The sequence below is a fragment of the Bradyrhizobium sp. dw_78 genome (genome assembly GCF_018449525.1).
Lineage (GTDB): Bacteria > Pseudomonadota > Alphaproteobacteria > Rhizobiales > Xanthobacteraceae > Bradyrhizobium.
On the sequence record NZ_JAAVUS010000006.1, the window covers coordinates 330,450 to 349,302 of the forward strand.

At 60.5% G+C, this 18,853-nt stretch carries 16 protein-coding genes and 1 riboswitch; of the genes, 8 read left to right on the top strand and 8 right to left on the bottom strand.

What is annotated here, in order from left to right; genetic code table 11:
• The first annotated feature begins 119 nt into the window (after positions 1 to 119).
• Both HB630_RS17875 and HB630_RS17880 read left to right on the top strand, forming a co-directional pair.
• The gene (locus HB630_RS17875; RefSeq protein WP_213773582.1) at positions 120 to 2,636 is read left to right on the top strand and encodes a hypothetical protein; all 2,517 of its coding nucleotides are present in this window, start codon (positions 120 to 122) and stop codon (positions 2,634 to 2,636) included.
• Between the two features lie 500 nt (positions 2,637 to 3,136).
• A complete protein-coding gene (locus HB630_RS17880; RefSeq protein WP_213773583.1) occupies positions 3,137 to 4,102 on the top strand; it encodes a phosphatase PAP2 family protein in 966 nt (321 codons plus the stop codon).
• 70 nt (positions 4,103 to 4,172) lie between these two features.
• On the opposite strand, the gene HB630_RS17885 is transcribed toward HB630_RS17880, so the two are convergent.
• A complete protein-coding gene (locus HB630_RS17885; protein WP_213773660.1) occupies positions 4,173 to 4,385 on the bottom strand; it encodes a hypothetical protein in 213 nt (70 codons plus the stop codon).
• A gap of 351 nt (positions 4,386 to 4,736) precedes the next feature.
• Here HB630_RS17885 and HB630_RS17890 point away from each other — a divergent pair, with 351 nt between their 5' ends.
• The 4 genes from HB630_RS17890 (at position 4,737) to HB630_RS17905 (ending at position 7,516) form a co-directional block, all read left to right on the top strand.
• Positions 4,737 to 5,144 (top strand): hypothetical protein, encoded by a 408-nt coding sequence (locus tag HB630_RS17890; protein WP_213773584.1) that lies wholly within the window; start codon positions 4,737 to 4,739, stop codon positions 5,142 to 5,144.
• Between the two features lie 176 nt (positions 5,145 to 5,320).
• Positions 5,321 to 5,380, top strand: a riboswitch (Fluoride riboswitch).
• A gap of 250 nt (positions 5,381 to 5,630) precedes the next feature.
• Positions 5,631 to 6,011, top strand: coding sequence for a fluoride efflux transporter CrcB (gene crcB, locus HB630_RS17895; protein WP_213773585.1), 381 nt, complete (start codon positions 5,631 to 5,633; stop codon positions 6,009 to 6,011).
• Between the two features lie 150 nt (positions 6,012 to 6,161).
• Complete coding sequence (locus tag HB630_RS17900; protein ID WP_249780906.1) at positions 6,162 to 6,473, top strand: hypothetical protein; 312 nt, start codon at positions 6,162 to 6,164, stop codon at positions 6,471 to 6,473.
• A gap of 362 nt (positions 6,474 to 6,835) precedes the next feature.
• Positions 6,836 to 7,516, top strand: coding sequence for a ParA family protein (locus tag HB630_RS17905; protein WP_213773586.1), 681 nt, complete (start codon positions 6,836 to 6,838; stop codon positions 7,514 to 7,516).
• A gap of 242 nt (positions 7,517 to 7,758) precedes the next feature.
• Here HB630_RS17905 and HB630_RS28660 read toward each other — a convergent pair whose 3' ends face one another.
• Together HB630_RS28660 and HB630_RS17910 are read right to left on the bottom strand one after the other, a co-directional pair.
• Entirely contained in the window at positions 7,759 to 7,893 is a 135-nt protein-coding gene (locus HB630_RS28660; RefSeq protein ID WP_276571608.1) for a hypothetical protein, read from the bottom strand.
• A gap of 218 nt (positions 7,894 to 8,111) precedes the next feature.
• The gene (locus HB630_RS17910; protein ID WP_213773654.1) at positions 8,112 to 8,387 is read right to left on the bottom strand and encodes a metal-sensitive transcriptional regulator; all 276 of its coding nucleotides are present in this window, start codon (positions 8,385 to 8,387) and stop codon (positions 8,112 to 8,114) included.
• A gap of 194 nt (positions 8,388 to 8,581) precedes the next feature.
• On the opposite strand from HB630_RS17910, the gene HB630_RS17915 reads away from it, so the two are divergent.
• Positions 8,582 to 10,861 (top strand): heavy metal translocating P-type ATPase, encoded by a 2,280-nt coding sequence (locus tag HB630_RS17915; protein ID WP_218626178.1) that lies wholly within the window; start codon positions 8,582 to 8,584, stop codon positions 10,859 to 10,861.
• Between the two features lie 321 nt (positions 10,862 to 11,182).
• On the opposite strand, the gene HB630_RS17920 is transcribed toward HB630_RS17915, so the two are convergent.
• Positions 11,183 to 12,106 (bottom strand): LysR family transcriptional regulator, encoded by a 924-nt coding sequence (locus tag HB630_RS17920; RefSeq protein ID WP_213773588.1) that lies wholly within the window; start codon positions 12,104 to 12,106, stop codon positions 11,183 to 11,185.
• Positions 12,107 to 12,123: 17 nt separating this feature from the next.
• Positions 12,124 to 13,089: a thioredoxin-disulfide reductase gene (gene trxB, locus HB630_RS17925; RefSeq protein ID WP_213773589.1), complete on the bottom strand. Its 966-nt coding sequence runs from the start codon at positions 13,087 to 13,089 to the stop codon at positions 12,124 to 12,126.
• A gap of 258 nt (positions 13,090 to 13,347) precedes the next feature.
• Here trxB and HB630_RS17930 point away from each other — a divergent pair, with 258 nt between their 5' ends.
• A complete protein-coding gene (locus HB630_RS17930) occupies positions 13,348 to 13,809 on the top strand; it encodes a winged helix-turn-helix transcriptional regulator (RefSeq protein ID WP_213773590.1) in 462 nt (153 codons plus the stop codon).
• Between the two features lie 119 nt (positions 13,810 to 13,928).
• Here the strand turns inward: HB630_RS17930 and HB630_RS17935 are convergent, their stop codons facing one another.
• The 3 genes from HB630_RS17935 to carB form a co-directional block, all read right to left on the bottom strand.
• Positions 13,929 to 14,333, bottom strand: a complete 405-nt coding sequence (locus HB630_RS17935) for a DoxX family membrane protein (protein ID WP_213773591.1) — start codon at positions 14,331 to 14,333, stop codon at positions 13,929 to 13,931.
• Positions 14,334 to 14,548: 215 nt separating this feature from the next.
• Positions 14,549 to 15,025: a transcription elongation factor GreA gene (gene greA / locus HB630_RS17940; RefSeq protein ID WP_213773592.1), complete on the bottom strand. Its 477-nt coding sequence runs from the start codon at positions 15,023 to 15,025 to the stop codon at positions 14,549 to 14,551.
• 211 nt (positions 15,026 to 15,236) lie between these two features.
• Positions 15,237 to 18,701 (bottom strand): carbamoyl-phosphate synthase large subunit, encoded by a 3,465-nt coding sequence (gene carB / locus HB630_RS17945; protein ID WP_213773593.1) that lies wholly within the window; start codon positions 18,699 to 18,701, stop codon positions 15,237 to 15,239.
• Positions 18,702 to 18,853 lie beyond the last annotated feature (152 nt).

Below are 18,853 nucleotides of genomic sequence, written 5' to 3' on the forward strand. Positions count from 1 at the left end.
CGGCTGTATAAGACCTATACGTCCGATTAGGATTTATACAATGCTCGTTTAGGAATCCCAGCGATGCTTTTTTGCATGAAGAGCGAACGTAGCTTGAACGCACCGACCTGGAGGCTGAATTGTGCTACCAATGGGAGACCGACCGATTCCCGACGCCTGCCAAATGCGAGCTGCGCGTGCTCAACGTTCTCGAACGAGATTCAGCGGCGACTGAGGCTGATGTAGAACTCAAGGTAATTACGCCCCTTCTTACCGGGAGGAATTACCTTGGGATTCCGGTCGCGGCGATCAAGGGCAAGCAATATCTGGCGCCTGCCATCCTTGATAAGAAAGCGGGAAAGACCGGCGGCTATTTTCCTGACTTCTCGGTCTGGGAACTCGCTCTTCCTGTACTGATTGTCGAAGCCAAAGGGCCGGAAGTTCCGGTGGAGGTGGGCTATCGAGAAGCCTCCCTTTATGCTCGGCACCTCAACTCGCAATTCCAGCATGGCGTGAACCCGTGCAAATTCATCATAGCGTGCAACGGTCACGAGCTGTCGTATGGATACTGGGACAGTAACGCCGCGCAGACGGTTCAGGTTGGGGACCTACAGGTAGGCAGCCGAGCTCTTGAAGCGCTTCGCGACTTCTGCAACTACGGTCTTCTGCAGGCTCACGCGGCTCGCAGCATTGCACAGATCAGGCTTGAGCGCGGTACTGCGCCAAGCGCACTGGCTGGAGGGCCGGCTCTCCTTACCTCGCCGAAACCCTTCAACACGTTCGCAGCCGAACTGGCGCCAATCTTGCGCCGATACTTCACCTCCACCACACAGAACAATGACCCCGAAATTTTCGAGAAGGCATACGTCGGGTCAGACAACATAACTGAGTATGATCGTGTGCTCGAATCCTTGCTGAAGGACCGGATTTCCTCACGCCGAATAGTTTCTGAGGAACTCAGTCCCAGCCGAGGGAGCGAGCCCAAACTCACCAAAGCTATTGGCAATTTCAAAACGGCGCGCGCGGACCGTTCGACGGAGGGCGAGCTTCAGCTAATCACGGGCGGTGTGGGCACGGGAAAATCCTTGTTCGCGCGCAGATACAAAGAACTGTTGCAGCCGCCGGAGCAGTCCAAGTGGACACATTGGGCATTTGTCGATTTCAACACTGCGCCTGACCCGATTGTTTCAGCTGAAAACTGGCTCTGTCAGAAGTTTGTGGAGAGCTTCTTCAAAGAGAATCCCGGCTTTGACCCCTACGACGGGAGTAACCTCAGTAGAATCTTCTCGCAGGACCTGCAGAGGCGAAAGGGTATCTACGACGAAACGCGTAAGAAAGTCTCAGATGTCGAAGCCGAGAAGCTCAGGATTGACGACCTCCAGAAATGGCAAGCCGACCCGCAGAGACTAGCGTTTGGGGTATGTCGACACTTCGCTATGGAGCGCCGAGAGGTCATTATTGTCGTGATGGACAACGTAGACCGCCTGAGCCTGCAGAATCAGCTGACGGCCTTCGGACTTTCCCTGTGGTTTCTCGACCAATCGAAGGCCTTCATCGTATTGCAGATGAGGGATGAAACCTACGAGAGGTTTAAGGATAAGCCTCCCCTCGACACCTTCCGAACCGGCGTGGTCTTCCACATTGCTCCGCCTCGGTTTCTCGACGTGGTCAAACGGCGCCTTGAGCTGAGCCTCGACTACCTTGCTCAACACACGGCTCAGATGCTGGAATACTCGCTGAGCAACGGTATGAGGATACGTTATCCCAACACGATGCTCGGTGAGTTCTTGAAGTCGATCTATCTGGAGCTTTTCGACAGGAAGCAAAACATTTCCAGGGTTTTGCAAGGGCTTGCTGGGCGCGACATCCGCAAAGCTCTCGATATGTTTGTGAGTATTCTGAACAGCGGACATCTCACCGAAGAGCAGATCACCTCAACTGCCAAGGGCGGTGCTATTTCGATCCCCGAGTATCGAGTGCTCAAGATACTCATGCGCACCGAGTATCGTTTTTTTCACGACAGGTCGGGCTTCATTTCAAACGTGTTTCACGCGGAGCCCGAATGGGTCCAGCCCAATAACTTTCTCGTCACCGACATCCTTTTTTGGCTTTGCGACAATCGCAAACTCACGGGAGAAATAGGGCTGGAGGGCTTCTTCACTGTTGAGAGGATTGCTGGCGAACTGCAGCGCCGAGGATTTGTACGAGACGACGTGCGTGCTGCCTGCTCTTGGCTTTTGACCAAAGGGCTGGTCGAAGCCGACCACATGAACCAGTCAGAGGTAGATTTCGGCGACTGCATCAAGGTTACCGCCTCCGGCTTCATTCATATTCGCATTCTCACTGAGCGGCTAGAATACCTCTATGGGGTTCTGACGGTCACCCCAATTTTCGAAAAGCGGGTCGCCGAGAATCTGGCCGAGTATCTGAAACGCGAGAACCAACAGGGCTATCAGGGAGCCTACCAGCAGGCACGCGCAATCGAGGAGTTCCTGCAGTACCTTCAGGAGCAACACCGCAAACTCAAAGAGGCGTTTATGGAGTTCGGTGGCCCTCGAACGGGGGCGTCTTTCGTAATTCGGCAGATTGAGAGCGCCCTACGGTATTTCAAAAACCCAACCGTTCGAACCAATGAGCGGAACATGTTGGACGAATAGCAACAGGCCATTTAGCGGCCCACGGCGCCCCTTGGTTTGTCGCTATCTTTCAATACAAAACGCTGCTACAAATGCTACGCATCGCGGCGTAAATTCTTTAAGTTTATCAATGCTGAAGGCGGTAGTTGGCAGTACCCACCCAACTGTACCAGAAAAATCAATAGCTTATCTTAAAATCGCATGGCCCTGGAAATCGATTTATCGGAGGCTATGGCGAAGATTCGACCTATCCGGGTAGCCAAGGTTACTCCTAGGTTCGATTGTCGCACGAGCCCGTTTAGGGCCATCGGCGAATTAGACGGATTGGCCGCCGATATCGTCTCCAGCAGAGCCCTCCGGCTTCCACGTCGTAATTGCGCTGGCGCAGGCCCACAGCTTGGTTAATGGGTTATCCGGATTTTGCGTGCTGCATTTTTACGCTATGCCAACTCAATGACTTCATGCTGTGGCCCATACGACAGCAGATGGGAGAGGTTCCATCTCAGAGCTTTTGGGGCGGAATGATCAGCGATACCGAACAACGCGATGGAAGACGGTTGTATTTTTTCAACTGGGTTCCACTCTTGCTGCTCGCCGTTTCCTTGGGCGCGTGCCTTGCGGCATCGAACTTTTCGTTAAAATTGGAAAGCTGGACGCGCGCGGTGGTGATTGCCTCTGTCCTTACGGCGGCAGGCTTGTGGCTTCTGTCCTATTGGTGGGGCTCGCGTTTTGGTTTCGCGCTGCTCGCCATCGCGCAAATTGGTTTCATGTGTATGTTGGTCGCGCCACTCTCCTACGTGGCGGCCGCTGCGAACCTTCCCCTACAGGATGCGAGCTTGGCCCGTATGGATCAACTGTTGGGATTGGATTGGCGCGCTTATTTTGAATTTGCCATCGCCCGGCCTGAGTTGTTGAGCTTCGCTATCTTCTTTTACGCGATGATTATCGTGCCCTGGGCTGGAGTGTCGGTTGCGCTTGGTATGACGGGGAGGTTCGTCAGGCTACAACAGTTCGTAATGGCTGCCGTGCTGACCGTGTCCGTGGCTGTTATTATATCGGCCGCGCTTCCCGCAATTGGTACCTATGGGGAACTGGGCCTGCCTGCCGACACCGAGGTTTTCAAGGCCAGCGGCTATGTGATCCAGCTTGAGATCCTGCCTTTTGTCCGGGATGGAACGCTTCGGGTACTCAACCTCTCGCATCTTGGCGGCATCATTACATTTCCGAGCGTTCATGCGGCCATTGCTGCTCTGGCTATTTGGGGTCTTTGGGGCGTGTGGTGGCTGCGCCCACTGGCTCTGATACTTAACGGCGGGATGCTGCTCGCGACCCCTTTGGTCGGAGGTCACTATTTCGTCGATGTGTTCGCGGGCGTCGGCCTGGCCGCACTTTCCATTGCCGCGGCAAAAGCCATTTCTCAGCGCATCGTAACCGGGGTGGAAGTCGTACCTTCTATGCGCTCCCTTCAGGGCAAGTTGCAGACTTAGATATGCACCTCTGACTGATGCAGCCGGGCTATCTACCTCGTATCAACCGGTGTGGTTGGTGCAGCTCCGGTCAGAGTAATCGCTGACCGACCTCTTTCCAGATCGCATGTTGCCCGTAGAACCTGATCGCATCCGCCTTCTGAATTTCGACGATGCGCGAGCAGCGCTGGCACCCGCCATCGCACCGGAAACTTGCGAGCCGCCGCCCCAGGTTGGGAAGGCCGCGGCTCGCCTGAGCCGAGACGTTCTGCACGCGCGGATGGTCATGACCGTGCAGCGTCATCAAAGTCTAGATGCCCCGTACACGCACGCATCGAGGACTTTCTGCCGCGCCATCGGCCACGTCGCCATGGTCGTTCGGATAGCGGAGAGGGCGTGCATCCGCGTTTGAGGAACGAGCCGCGCGATCTGCGCAAAATCGGTGCGGGCAAGACCGCGGCCCGATTTAAGAAAGAGCCGCGGCGTTTGATGTTTCACGGGTGCATTAGAACGAAGCAGCAACATGCGAGCAGGCCGCCGGGAATTGTGGATGATCCTGCGGATGCTTGAGCGGAGAGCGGACAATTTTACGGGGCCATTTCACGGTATCCCCATCTCCAGATGGTAGCGCATTGGGCGAGAGGCTGCCCGCGCCATGTTCCTCCTGTTTTTTCTGCTGTTTCCCATCCTTATCGGCGCGCTGGCGCGCAGCCGGGGCAGATCGTTTTTGGTGTGGTCCATGCTTTCGTTTGCGACCACCCCTATCGGCGGCCTGACCCTGCTCCTGACCCTGCTGATGCGTGAGCGCGGCGGGCTTTCGAAATGGCCGGCCATGCTGGGCGGATGGCCAGAGAAACTGGACGCGAACAAAGCCGAGCGAGAATCGGAAGCCGCGCGCATGGCCGAGCCGGATGCTCGAATTGAAGCCGATGCGTATGACGAGCGGGTTGACAGATTGATCGCGGAGCGGCTGAGCGAGCTGGCCAAAGCGCCGGTGCCGAGCGTGGCTGGCCTTGGCGCGTCGTCTCCGGCCGGACCGCCGGTATTTGGAAAGCGCCGCTAAACTGTCTCGTCCGCCGGCGTTTGTGATGGCCATTCATCCTTTGCGCTTGTCGCCGGATGAAACCGCATCTATAGCGTTTTCGAGCGAAGTGGATTCCGGTTCGCGTGAAGAAAACGCGTCAAAACAAAAGGGTAGAGCCCGGTTCGGATTCAATCAGAACCGATAAGGCTTTAGGCTCTCAGGATGGGGATGAAGTCCCCCGTAACCGCCGAATGGCTGATGACTTCTACCGGGCGCGCGAGCGCGGGTAGAAGCATGTCTGCCGCCAGTCTCGCCGCCCTCTTAGGAAAGGGCTGATATGACGACTGGCTTGTTTGTTTCCTTGTTGTTTTCTTCCCCGTTGCTGCCTTCGTCTGCCGCCGCGGCTTGGCTGGCAGGATCGATATGGCTTGCGGCCGATGCCCGTGATGGGGTTGTGGATGCCATCGTCGGCGCCGGGACCGTGACAGATGTCACAAAATCGCTTGCGGCCGGAGGGCAGAACCGATGAACCCGCAATTCATTCTCGCGGTTGCCGTCGGCGGCGCCATCGGGTCGGTGTTGCGCTATCTGGTCGCAGTCGGGGCGGGGCGAGTCTTCGGCACCCATTTTCCCTGGGGCACTCTGATCATCAATGTGACGGGATCGTTCCTGATCGGCGCCTTCGTCGGCCTGTTCGCGCTGAAATGGGATTTGCCGCAGGCGGTCCGGATTTTCCTGACCGTTGGCATTTGCGGCGGCTACACCACTTTCTCGACGTTCTCGCTCGATGCCTACTATCTGATCGAGCGTGGGGAACTCGTGGCCGCGGGTCTCTACATGATCGCCTCGGTTGCGCTTTCGGTGGCGGCACTTGTTGCCGCGATGCAACTGGTGCGCCTTATGTGAGGTAACACAGGTGAATCCGTAGCGAACTGCGACCGGCCGGTCCTTGCCAATCCCTCCTCGCTCACCGACAATCCCGGACGCAATACTGCAGGGGGGCTCATGCTCGTCGTTCGCTCCAGGAATTTTCGGCTCGGTCTGACGACGCTCGTCATGGCGATGTCATTTTCGGTTCTATGGCCAGCGTTGAGCAGGGCCTATACGCTCGACGAACAGGAGGCGTGCAGCGGCGATGCTTTTCGCCTTTGCAGTTCCGAGATTCCGAACGTCGATCGCATCACCGCTTGCATGATCCAGAACAAGGAGCGGCTTTCGCCAGGCTGCCGTCCGTTCTTTAGATCCGGCCCGGAGCCCGACGCCGCGCAGGGGGATGACGGCGCGCCGCTTGCCGCCAAGCCGGTGACCTCGCGAAAGCACATCAAGCCGCATCGCGTGAAAAAGTCGGTCAAGCGCGACGCGACCTGATGCGCGCCACGCCGGTCGGGTAAAATCGGTTTCCGGCAAAGATCATTTCCAAACAATCGGATAGGCGATGAGACTGGCGCAGCGGGCTCGCTGCCGCGAGACACGTTCGTTGCTCAGGACTCGGTTTGTTCGCGTAGCTCAAGCAAAATCTTAGCCCGTACACGAACCGGCAAAGTATTTAGTTCGGCCGGCAGACGCCCTGCGGGTTTGATTTTCGCCCCTCTGTTGCGGCGCATGGTGTGACTCAAAAGCCAGCGCCTGCTTAAATCCGTAACTTCGTCATCATTGGTGCCAGATTTTTCTTTCGCGAATCAGCGAGCTGATTCATTTTTGGGTTCTAGGGTCAATCTGGAGGCCAAGGTATGAACGTCATTGTTTTTGCTTCGCGTAAAGGCGGCTCGGGAAAAAGCACCCTGGCGGCTCATCTAGCGGCACATGTCAGTAAATCAACGAAGCCCTGTCTGATGATCGATGCCGACCCGCAGGGGTCGCTCACGCTGTGGCACAAGCTGCGCGGCACCAACGAACCGCCGATCAAATCCGCCGTCAATTCCGTCAGTGGGATTCTCGCGGCCGCCAAGCGTGACGGCGTGGAATGGGTATTTATCGATACGCCGCCGAATACGTCGGCCGTTGTCGAAGACGCCATCAAGAACGCGACGATGGTGATCATTCCGGCGCGTCCGGGCGTGTTCGACGTCGATGCGGTGCAGGCGACCATTCAGAGCTGCCGTGCGGCACGCAAGCCCTATGCCGTGGTGCTCAACGGCGCGCCGGCCCGCCGGGACGATGCGGAGAGCCCGATTGTCGCCATCGCGCGCGAATCGCTCGCCAAGTTCCGTGCTCCGGTGTGGAGTGGCCAGGTCACCAACCGGTCCGACCTCCTGATGGCGCTGGCCCAGGGCGAAGGCGCGCGGGAATATTCGGCTGAAGGGCGTGCGGCGGCGGAGATCAGCAAGCTGTGGGCTGCGATCGAGCGGTCGGTCAAGGCGATCCGAGGCACGGTGTCGGCAAACGGCGCCATGCATAAGCAGGCTGCCTGAGCTGATCATCCTGGGACGTCGGCAGCGAACGCGCGGTTTCCGCGCGTTTTTCGTTGTGTCCGTCCTGACCGATCGCTGTCCGGCACGGCGAAGAACGCAAGAAAGCTATCAAGCGGGGCGTCTGCCGCGCCGTTTTTCCTGCGCTCCGGTTCCGGATTATCGCGTTTTCGAATGAAAGCCTGCCCCGGATTTGATCCAGGGTGGATTCCGGTTTGCGTGAAGAAAACGCGTCACACAGGACTCTAGTTCACCATCAGCACATAGAAGGCGATCACGGGCGACAGGCTCAGGATCACCGACCAGATGCCGAGCGCCCAGAGGATGTCCTCTCTGGTAAAGCCCTGCTTCTCAGGAAAAAGCTTGTTCCGATTGTTCACGACGCCACCGCATTCTGCTGTCTGCGGGAACCGTAGGCGTCGAATTTTAAAATCCAGATCCTAATTTCGTTCGCATTTGACGACAGCTGCTACCACGGCTTAACTACGGGACGGCTGGCATGGCCTTCGGCCCGGCTGCATCCCGCCAGCGCTGCCGCGGTGTCATTCGGATTTGAGAATCCGAGGCGACCGATTGTTAACGACCCGACCCCGGGCATCTACCGGTCCGAGCGGCTCACCACTTCCATCAACTCTGCGATCTTGCGGCGCTGGTCGGCCTTGTCGCCGGAAGAAATCGCATGTTCGACGCAATGGGCGACATGGTCGCGCAGGATTTCCTCCTCGACGCGGCGCAGCGCCGCTCGCGCGGCGGCGATCTGGGTCACCACGTCGATGCAATAGCGGTCGGCTTCGACCATTCCGGCAAGGCCGCGGATCTGGCCTTCAATCCGCTTCAGCCTTTTCAAACAGGAGGTCTTGATCTCGGTGCGCATACGCGTCATATACCCCCCTAGGGTATATCGATCAAGGGCCGGGAGAATATTCGGTGGCACACACGGAAAAGGGTCACGATCACACGCATTCGCACGGCCCCGCGGGAACCCATGATCACACCGTCGCTGCGCACCCAGCTCGCGCCTGCTGCGGGGGGCAGCACGGACAGCAAGGGGCGGGCGCCGGCGCCACGCTGGCGACCGATCCGGTCTGCGGCATGAAGGTCGATCCGGCGACCGCCAAGCATCGCTTTTCCTACAAGGGGCAGGATTATTTCTTCTGCGGCGCGCGCTGCCGCGAACGTTTCGAAGCCGATCCGGAAAAATTCTTAGGTTCCCGCGAGCCCGAGCCGGCGGCGCCAGCCGGTACCATTTACACCTGTCCGATGCACCCTGAGGTGCGGCAGGTCGGTCCGGGGAATTGTCCGATCTGCGGCATGACGCTGGAGCCCGAGCAGGTCTCGCTCGACGACGCGCCGGATCCCGAACTGATCGACATGACCAGGCGCTTCTGGATCGCGCTGGTGCTGACCGCGCCGGTGTTCGTGATCGAGATGGGCGGCCATCTGGACCTGATGCATCTGGTGCCGCCGATGTGGTCGAACTGGATCTCGCTGGTGCTGGCGACGCCGGTGGTGCTGTGGGCCGGCGCGCCGTTCTTCGTTCGTGGCTGGCGCTCGCTGGTGACGCGCAACCTCAATATGTTCACGCTGATCGCGATGGGCACGGGCGTGGCCTATGTCTACAGCGTGGTGGGGACGCTGGCGCCGCAACTGTTTCCAGCCGCCTTCCGCGACATGCATGGCGCGGTCGCGGTTTATTTCGAGGCCGCTGCCGTCATCACGGTCCTGGTGCTGCTGGGTCAGGTGCTGGAACTGCGGGCGCGGGCGCGCACATCGGGCGCCATCCGCGCCTTGCTCGGGCTTGCGCCGAAGACCGCGCGGCGCATCAGCGCGAATGGCGACGAGGATGTCGCAATCGACAGGATCGCGGTCGGCGATCTGTTGCGGGTCCGTCCCGGCGAGAAGATCCCGGTCGACGGCGTGGTCACGGAGGGCAGTTCCTTCGTCGACGAGTCCATGGTCACCGGCGAATCGATGCCGGTGTCGAAGGCGGCTGGCGTCCAGGTGATCGGCGGCACCGTCAATCAGGGCGGCGGCCTGGTGCTGCGCGCGGCGCGCATCGGCCGCGACACCATGCTGGCGCGGATCGTCGACATGGTGGCGCGGGCGCAGCGCTCGCGGGCGCCGATCCAGCGGCTCGCCGACCGGGTCGCCGGCTGGTTCGTGCCGGCGGTGATCGCGGCGGCGGTAGTGGCATTCGCGGCCTGGATGATGTTCGGACCGGAGCCGCGCCTGACATTCGCGCTGGTCGCGGCCGTGACGGTGCTGATCATCGCCTGTCCCTGCGCGCTCGGACTGGCAACACCGATGTCGATCATGGTCGGTGTCGGCCGCGGCGCACATTCGGGAATCCTGATCCGCGATGCGCAGGCGCTGGAGCGTTTTGAAAGTATCGATACGCTGGTGATCGACAAGACCGGCACCTTGACCGAGGGCAAGCCGAAAGTCGTCAAGATCATTGCGGCCGAAGGTTTCGAGGAAAATGAAGCGCTGCGGCTTGCGGCCAGCGTCGAGCGCGGCAGCGAACATCCGCTGGCGCAGGCGATCCTCAAGGCAGCAACGGAGCGGAATCTGGCCTTGAGCGAAGCCCGTGATTTCGCCTCGCCATCGGGCAAGGGCGCGACCGGGACCGTCGATGGCAAGGCGGTTGCGCTCGGCAACGCGATGCTGATGAGTGAACTAAAGATCGCAACGCAGACTATCGACGCCGCCGCGGAGGCGGCACGGCAACAGGGCGCTACCGCGATCTATGCCGCGATCGACGGCCGCGCCGCCGCCGTCATCGCAATCGCCGATCCGATCAAGCCGTCGGCGCAGGCGGCCTTGCAGGCGCTGCGCGGCGACGGCCTGCGCGTCGTCATGTTGACCGGCGACAATCTCACCACCGCGCGCGCGGTGGCGTCACAACTTGGCATCGAGGAGGTCGAGGCGGGCGTGCTGCCGGAGCGCAAGAGCGAAGTGGTGCAGCGTCTGCGCGGCAAGGGACGCCGTGTCGCCATGGTCGGTGACGGCGTCAACGACGCGCCGGCCCTAGCGGCGGCCGATGTCGGCGTGGCCATGGGCAGCGGCACCGATGTTGCGATTGAAAGCGCTGGCGTAACGCTGTTGACGGGCGATCTGAACGGATTGGTGCGGGCGCGGCGTCTGTCGGTCGCGACCATGCGCAATATCCGCCAGAACCTCGCCTTTGCATTTCTGTACAATGCTGCCGGCATTCCGATCGCCGCCGGCGTGCTCTATCCCGCGTTCGGTATCCTGCTGTCGCCGATGGTCGGCGCCGCCGCGATGGCGCTGTCGTCGGTCAGCGTGATCGGTAACGCATTGCGTCTGGCGCGGACGCGGCTGGATTAGTTTGGAGCCGCAATGACGACGAGTCTGGCGTGACGCTGCGATACACAACTGTGTGATCATTTGCGGATGATGGGCCGCATCATCGCGACGCAAAAAAAAGCCGGGCCCAAACGAGCCCGGCTTGAGGTATTGGCCCCGTGAGGCCGACACAATCACCTTCCAAGAGGGATTACTGAACTTCCGCGCCACTGGAGGAGGGGGACAAATGCGCGACGCGACCGTTCAGCGTATAAATAGTATGATCCTCGCCGGCGTCATGCGGCAAGCTTGCAAGCCGCATGTCAGTCATGCGGAGATCAGGGGGTTGTGTGAGGCCGGAGTTTAGGAAGGCCAGCGCTGAGCCTTGCTGACCACGAAGTCGCGGAACACCTGGACGCGCGCCACCGTCTTTAGTTCTTCTGGATACACAAAATAAGTATCGAGCTGAATTGAATCGGACTCGCTGAAGAGCTGCACCAGACGGCTGTTTTCCTCGATCAGGTAATCCGGTAGCGCGGCGATGCCGAGGCCTTGCTGGCATGCGCGCACCAGGCCCAGGATGTTGTTGACCTTGAAATAGGTCTCGCGCGGACCGGTGCCGTTGCGTCCGGCCTCGATCAGCCAGTTGCGATTTTGCAGATGCGGCGGGACCAGTCCGTCGCTTAACGTGATGATGCGGTGCGCATCGAGTTCGTCCAGCGTGCGCGGCGTGCCGAAGCGCTTGATGTATTCCGGCGAGCAATAGGCGTGAAAGCCCATCGCGAACAATTTGCGCTGGATCAGGTCGGGCTGCGTCGGCTTGCGGGTGCGGATCGCGACGTCGGCCTCCCGCATCGAGAGGTCGAGTTCCTCATCGGTGACGATCAGCGAAATCCGGATCTCCGGATAAAGCGCGGTGAATTCGCCGAGCCGCGGAATCAGCCAGTTGATGCCGACGCCGGGCGTGGTCGTGATCTTGAGGTCGCCGCTTGGCCGCTCGCGGCTGTCGGTCAGCTTGGCGCGCGCCGCCTGCAATTGCATGAACACGTCATGGGCGGTGCGAAACAGCAGGTCGCCCTGTTCGGTGAGAATGAGGCCGCGGGCATGGCGGTGAAACAGCGATACCGAAAGCTCCTGCTCCAGCGCGCTCACCTGCCGCGAAACGGCCGATTGCGACAGGCCAAGCTGTTCGCCGGCATGCGTGAAGCTGCCCGCTTCCGCCGCTGCGTGAAACACTTTCAGCTTGTCCCAGTCCATTTCAGTAAATCCGTCGCGAGTTCGAGCCATGATGATGTTCGAGCCTGTTATTCCGCCGCCACGCGGTCGCTGGCACGCAAGGCGAGGAACCGTTCGGCTTCAAGGGCGGCCATGCAGCCGAGGCCGGCGGCGGTAACTGCCTGCCGGTAGGTTTCGTCGGCGACGTCGCCGGCGGCGAACAGGCCGGGCACCGAAGTCGCGGTCGAGTTCGGCGCCACTTCGACATAGCCGGACGGTTTGAGCTTGATCTGGCCGGCCACGAGATCGGTCGCCGGGGCATGGCCGATCGCGACGAAGACGCCGTCCGCCGGCATCTCGGTCAGCGCGCCGGTCTTGACGTTCTTCAGACGGACATGGGTGACTTTGCTCGGATTTGCATCGCCGCGGATTTCATCGATGGCGCTGTCCCAGACCACCTGGATCTTGGGGTGTTTGAACAGGCGCTCCTGCAGGATGCGTTCGGCGCGGAAATGGTCGCGCCGATGCACGATGGTAACCTTGGAGGCGAAATTGGTCAGGAACAGCGCTTCCTCGACCGCGGTATTGCCGCCGCCGACCACCACGACTTCCTTGCCGCGATAGAAGAAGCCGTCGCAGGTCGCGCAGGCCGAGACGCCAAAACCCTTGAATTCCTCTTCCGAGGCAATGCCGAGCCAACGCGCCTGCGCGCCGGTGGCCAGGATCACCGTCTCCGCCAGATAGACATCGCCGCTGTCGCAGGTCAGCCGGAACGGCCGCTGCGCGAGTTCGAGCCTGGTGACGAGATCGGTGACGATCTTGGTGCCGACATGGGTGGCCTGCCTCTCCATCTGTTCCATCAGCCAGGGGCCCTGGATGACATCGGCAAACCCCGGATAGTTCTCGACGTCGGTGGTGATGGTGAGCTGCCCGCCGGGCTGGATGCCCTGGATCAGGATCGGTTCGAGCATCGCCCGCGCCGCATAGATCGCCGCAGTATAGCCGGCCGGACCGGAGCCGATGATGACAACCTTGGCGTGGATTGGAGCAGGCATGAAACAGATCCCTTTCGGAAGGGGATTAGGTCAGCGTTTGAGCGGAAAGTGGCCGGGGAAAGGCTTCGCAACGGCGCTGAAAGTGTCAAATCCAAGTCTAAGGTATGTGGCGAGCTATGCAAGAATTGCAATACACGGCGGCGGATTTTCCCCGAAGTTACGATAAATGATGCGCTGCACGCGCAATAAAATTGCGCAGGCGGGGTCGGCTGGGCTAAGAGTGTTGCCACCCTTCACATCTGCCAGCCTGGGAACCGCGTGTCCAAGAATCTTGACGAAATCGACCTTAAAATCCTGAGTGAAATCCAGGCCGACGGCCGAATCACCAATGTCGAATTGGCCAAACGTGTCGGCATCTCGCCGCCCCCCTGCCTGCGGCGGGTGCGGACGCTGGAGGAGGAGGGCTACATCCAGGGCTACAGGGGTCTCCTGGACCCGCGCCGGCTGGGTTTTGACGTCACGGTATTTGCCGCGGTTCACCTCTCCAGCCAGGCCGACGCCGATCTGCGCGCCTTCGAGGAATTCGTGCGGGCCGAGCCGCTGGTACGAGAATGCTGGATGCTGTCGGGTGAGGTCGACTTCATCCTGAAATGCGTGGCGCCGGATATGGCGACGTTTCAGAATTTCGTCAGCCATCTCACCGCGGCGCCGCATGTGCGCAATGTCAGGACGTCGCTGGTGCTGCACAATTCGAAATATGAAGCGGCGGTGCCGCTGTAGAGCATGATCCGGACCCGGAGGGCCGTGTTAGCGCAAAGTGGCACCCGTTTTCCCTGACGACAAACGAGGCACGCGTTTGCACAGCAAGATCGTCCTCAAACGAGAGGACGAACGGTCACTCAGTTCTTCTTGCGCATCGCCGCATCGAGGCTGATCGGACCGCCGCCCGAGGTCGACAAATAAAGGCAGGCGAAACAGAACAGGATGGCGAGGGTGCCACCGTTGATCAGCGGCAGAAAGACCGGCTCTCCGGTCTTGAACATGTGACCGAGGAAATACGCGAACGCCATTTCGCCGGACAGGATGAGGGCCACCGGACAGGTGAACAGTCCGAGCATGAGGAGTGCGCCGCCGGTCAGTTCGATCACGCCGGCCGTGACGATCAAAGGCGGGATGTTCGCAAAATACGGCAGCACGGGAAATTTGAAGATCTTGGCGACGCCGAACTGGAACAGCAGCAGGCCGGTGATGAAACGTAAGAGGCTAAGGGCGATCGGCTGGAATCGGGCGAAGGTCTGGTCCACGTCATGTCCCCCTGTTTGACACGTCAACGCATGTGCGCCTGCACCGTGAGCCGCAGCCCAATGTTAGGTAATATATATATACGAAAATATTTCCGGTTCGTGGCCGGATAGCCATCTGCAACGCAGCAAAAAGCCGCGCAACCTGCGCGGCTTTTTTGTCGCAACATGACTTCTTTGTTAAAAAGTGATCCGGCGCTTAGCCTAGCGCCGAGAGGTCAGCGCCACTCGACCTTGGTGACCTCGTAGGCCTTGGGACCGCCCGGCGCCATGACCTCCACGGTTGCGCCCTTCTTCTTGCCGATCAGCGCCCGCGCCAGTGGCGACGTAATGGAGATGCGGCCCTTCTTGGCGTCCGCTTCCACTTCGCCGACGATCTGCCACACCGCTTTTTTTTCGGTATCTTCGTCGACCAGCGTGACGGTTGCGCCGAATTTGATGGTGTCGCCGGAAAGCTTGCTGATGTCGATGATATCGGCCCGCGCCAGCTTGTCCTCGAGCTCCGCGATGCGGCCCTCATTGTGGGACTGCTCTTCCTTCGCGGCGTGATATTCCGCGTTTTCCGAAAGGTCGCCATGCGAGCGCGCCTCGGCGATATGCTCGATGATGCGCGGGCGATCCACCGACTGGCGCTGCTTCAACTCATCCCCAAGCGCGGCATAACCGCCTGCGGTCATCGGAATCTTTTCCACCATCTGTCTTCGTCCTTCGATCGCGCGAGCCCATGAAGCGGCGCACACGACATGCTTTTTGATCAGGTTTTCCGGCTCAAACCAGGCGCCGGATCTTTTTCATTTCCAGTCCGGCCAAGAGCCGAAACAGAACAGCCGTATGGCCAGGTGGTTCCTGCCATGTCGGCTTTATTGCCAATTACTCAGGCCCGGGCTGAGCCCCGGTACAGGGTGATCAGGTTTCGGAAAAGTAACTCTGCAAGGTGCGGACCTCAAGATCCCCGCCCAGATAGGCGCGAATCCCCTGTGCGGCCGCCACGGCACCCGAAAGAGTGGTGTAATATGGCACTTTATGCAAGAGGGCAGCTCGCCGTAATGATCGGCTATCCGCCAGCGCCTGCGGCCCTTCCGTGGTGTTGAAGACGAGCTGGATGTCGCCGTTGGTGATGGCATCGACGATATGCGGCCGGCCTTCCAGCACCTTGTTGACTTTTTCGGTCGGTACGCCGCTATCGGTGAGGAAGCGCTGGGTGCCCGACGTCGCCAGCACCTTGAAGCCGAGCGAGTGCAACAGCCGCACCGCGTCGACGATCCGGGCCTTGTCGCTCTCGCGCACCGAGACGAACACCGTTCCCTTGCGCGGCACGCGGGTGCCGCCGCCGAGCTGGCTCTTGGCGAAGGCGACTTCGAACGAGGCCGCGATTCCCATCACCTCGCCGGTCGAGCGCATCTCCGGACCGAGCACGGTGTCGACGCCCGGGAAGCGCGCGAATGGAAACACCGATTCCTTGACGCCGACATGGTCGAGCTTGCGTTTCTTCAGGTTGAAGTCGGCGAGTTTCTCGCCGGCCATGATCCGGGCTGCGATCTTGGCTACCGGGGTGCCGATCACCTTGGCCACGAACGGCACGGTGCGCGAGGCGCGTGGATTGACTTCGAGCACGTAAATCTCGCCGTCCTTGATGGCGTATTGCACGTTCATCAATCCGACCACGTCGAGGCCGAGCGCCAGTTCGCGGGTTTGCCGCTCGAGTTCGGCGATCATCTGCGCGTCCAGCGAATGCGGCGGCAGCGAGCAGGCGGAATCGCCGGAATGGATACCGGCTTCCTCGATATGCTCCATGATGCCGACAACGAACGTGTCCTTGCCGTCGCTCAGGCAATCGACGTCGATTTCGGTCGCATCGGAGAGGTAACGGTCGAACAGCAGCGGGTTCTTGCCGAGCACGGTGTTGATCTGCCCGGTCTTGTCGTTCGGATAGCGCGCCTTGACGTCGCCGGGCACCAGCTCCGGCAGCGTGCCGAGCAGATAATCGCTGAGCTGGGTTTCCTCACGGATGATCTGCATCGCGCGGCCGCCCAGCACGTAGGACGGACGCACCACCAGCGGCAGGCCGAGATCGGCCGCCACCAGCCGCGCCTGCTCGACCGAATAGGCGATGCCGTTCTTCGGTTGCTTCAGCCGCAACTTGTCGAGCACGCGCTTGAAGCGGTCGCGGTCTTCGGCGAGATCGATGGCGTCGGGCGAGGTGCCGAGGATCGGCACATCGGCTTGCTCCAGCGCGTGCGCGAGCTTGAGCGGGGTCTGGCCGCCGAACTGAACGATCACGCCATGTAACGTGCCGTTCTTCCGTTCGGTGGCGATGATCTCCAGCACGTCTTCGGCGGTGAGCGGCTCGAAATACAGCCGGTCGGCGGTATCGTAATCGGTCGACACCGTTTCCGGATTGCAGTTGACCATGATGGTTTCATAGCCGGCGTCATGCAGTGCGAAGCAGGCATGGCAGCAGCAATAGTCGAATTCGATTCCTTGGCCGATCCGGTTCGGTCCGCCGCCGAGGATGATAACCTTGTTCTTGTCGGACGGCGCGCTCTCGTCGGCGGGCTGGCCCGCGAACGGCGCCTCATAGGTCGAATACATGTAGGCGGTAGGCGAAGCGAATTCCGCCGCGCAGGTGTCGATGCGCTTGAACACCGGGTGGACATCGAGCGCGTGGCGTTTTGCCTTGACCTCGGCCTCGGTGGTTTCGGTCAGCACCGCCAGCCGCGCGTCGGAAAAGCCCATCGCCTTCAGCATGCGCAGATTGAAGGCCTTTTCGGGCAGGCCGTTCGCCTTGATCCGGGCCTCCATCTCGACGATGCCGCGCATTTCCGCCAGGAACCACGGATCGATCTTGCACGAGGTGAAGATTTCCTCGTTCGACCAGCCGAGCCGCATGGCCTGCGCCACTTGCAGGATGCGGTCGGGCGTCGGGGTGCCGAGCGCGGCGCGGATCGCGTTCTTGTCGTCGCCGCGGCCCAGTCCCTCGATCTCGATTTCGTCAAGCCCGGTCAAGCCGGTCTCGAGACCGCGCAGGGCCTTTTGCAGGCTTTCCTGGAAGGTGCGGCCGATGGCCATCACCTCGCCGACCGACTTCATCGAAGTGGTCAGCGTGGTCGCGGCGCCGGGAAATTTCTCGAAGGCGAAGCGCGGAATCTTGGTGACGACGTAATCGATGGTCGGCTCGAACGACGCCGGCGTCGCGCCGCCGGTGATGTCGTTGGCGATTTCGTCGAGCGTGTAGCCGACCGCGAGCTTGGCCGCGACTTTCGCGATCGGAAAGCCGGTGGCCTTGGAAGCCAGCGCGGAAGAACGCGACACCCGCGGATTCATCTCGATCACGACCATGCGCCCGTCGGCCGGGTTGACGCCGAACTGCACGTTGGAGCCGCCGGTCTCCACCCCGATCTCGCGCAGTACCGCGATCGAGGCGTCGCGCATGATCTGGTATTCCTTGTCGGTCAGCGTCAGTGCCGGCGCCACCGTGATGGAGTCGCCGGTATGGACGCCCATCGGATCGAGGTTCTCGATCGAGCAGATGATGATGCAATTATCTTTCTTGTCGCGCACCACCTCCATCTCGAACTCTTTCCAGCCGAGCACGGATTCCTCGATCAGCACTTCGTTGGTCGGGGAGGCATCGAGGCCGCGTTCGATGATGTCGAGGAATTCTTCCTTGTTGTAGGCGATGCCACCGCCGGTGCCGCCCATGGTGAAGGAGGGGCGGATGATCGCGGGCAGGCCGATTTCGGAGAGCGCCATCAGCGCCTCGCCGAGCGCCTGTTCCTGATAGCGCTTGCGGCGCTCGTTCTCGCCGAGCATCCATTGCCGCTCGAAGGCCTCCAGCGCTTCGCCGGACAGCTTTGCGCTGTCGGCCAGATATTTGTCGCGATCGGATTTCTTCAAGCTGGATGCATTCGCGAGCCGTGATTTCGGCGTCTGCAGGCCGATCTTTTCCATGGCGTTGCGGAAAAGCTGGCGGTCCTCGGCTTTGTCGATGGCGTCGGCGGTGGCGCCGATCATTTCGACGTCGAATTTTTCCAGCGTTCCCCGCCGGCGCAGCGACAGCGCGCAGTTCAGCGCGGTCTGTCCGCCCATGGTCGGCAACAGCGCAAAGCCGCCGGGAATGACGTGACGCTCTTTCTCGATGATCCTGGCGACGATCTCCGGCGTAATCGGCTCGATATAGGTCGCATCCGCCAATTCCGGGTCGGTCATGATGGTCGCCGGATTGGAATTGACGAGGACGACGCGGTAGCCCTCTTCCTTCAGCGCCTTGACCGCCTGCGTGCCTGAATAATCGAATTCGCAGGCCTGGCCGATCACGATAGGACCGGCGCCGATGATCAGGATGGTGGAGATGTCGGTTCTTTTGGGCATTAACTCTCGCGGGCTAGCGAATTAGGCACAAAAAAAAGGCGCGCATACCGCGCGTCCCTCGAGCCAAGAGCGCGATCAGCAAAACTGGTAGCCGATTTTGCGTCCGATCACGCTCTCATTTTTCATCCATGAGAGCGCAAGACCCAGACGCC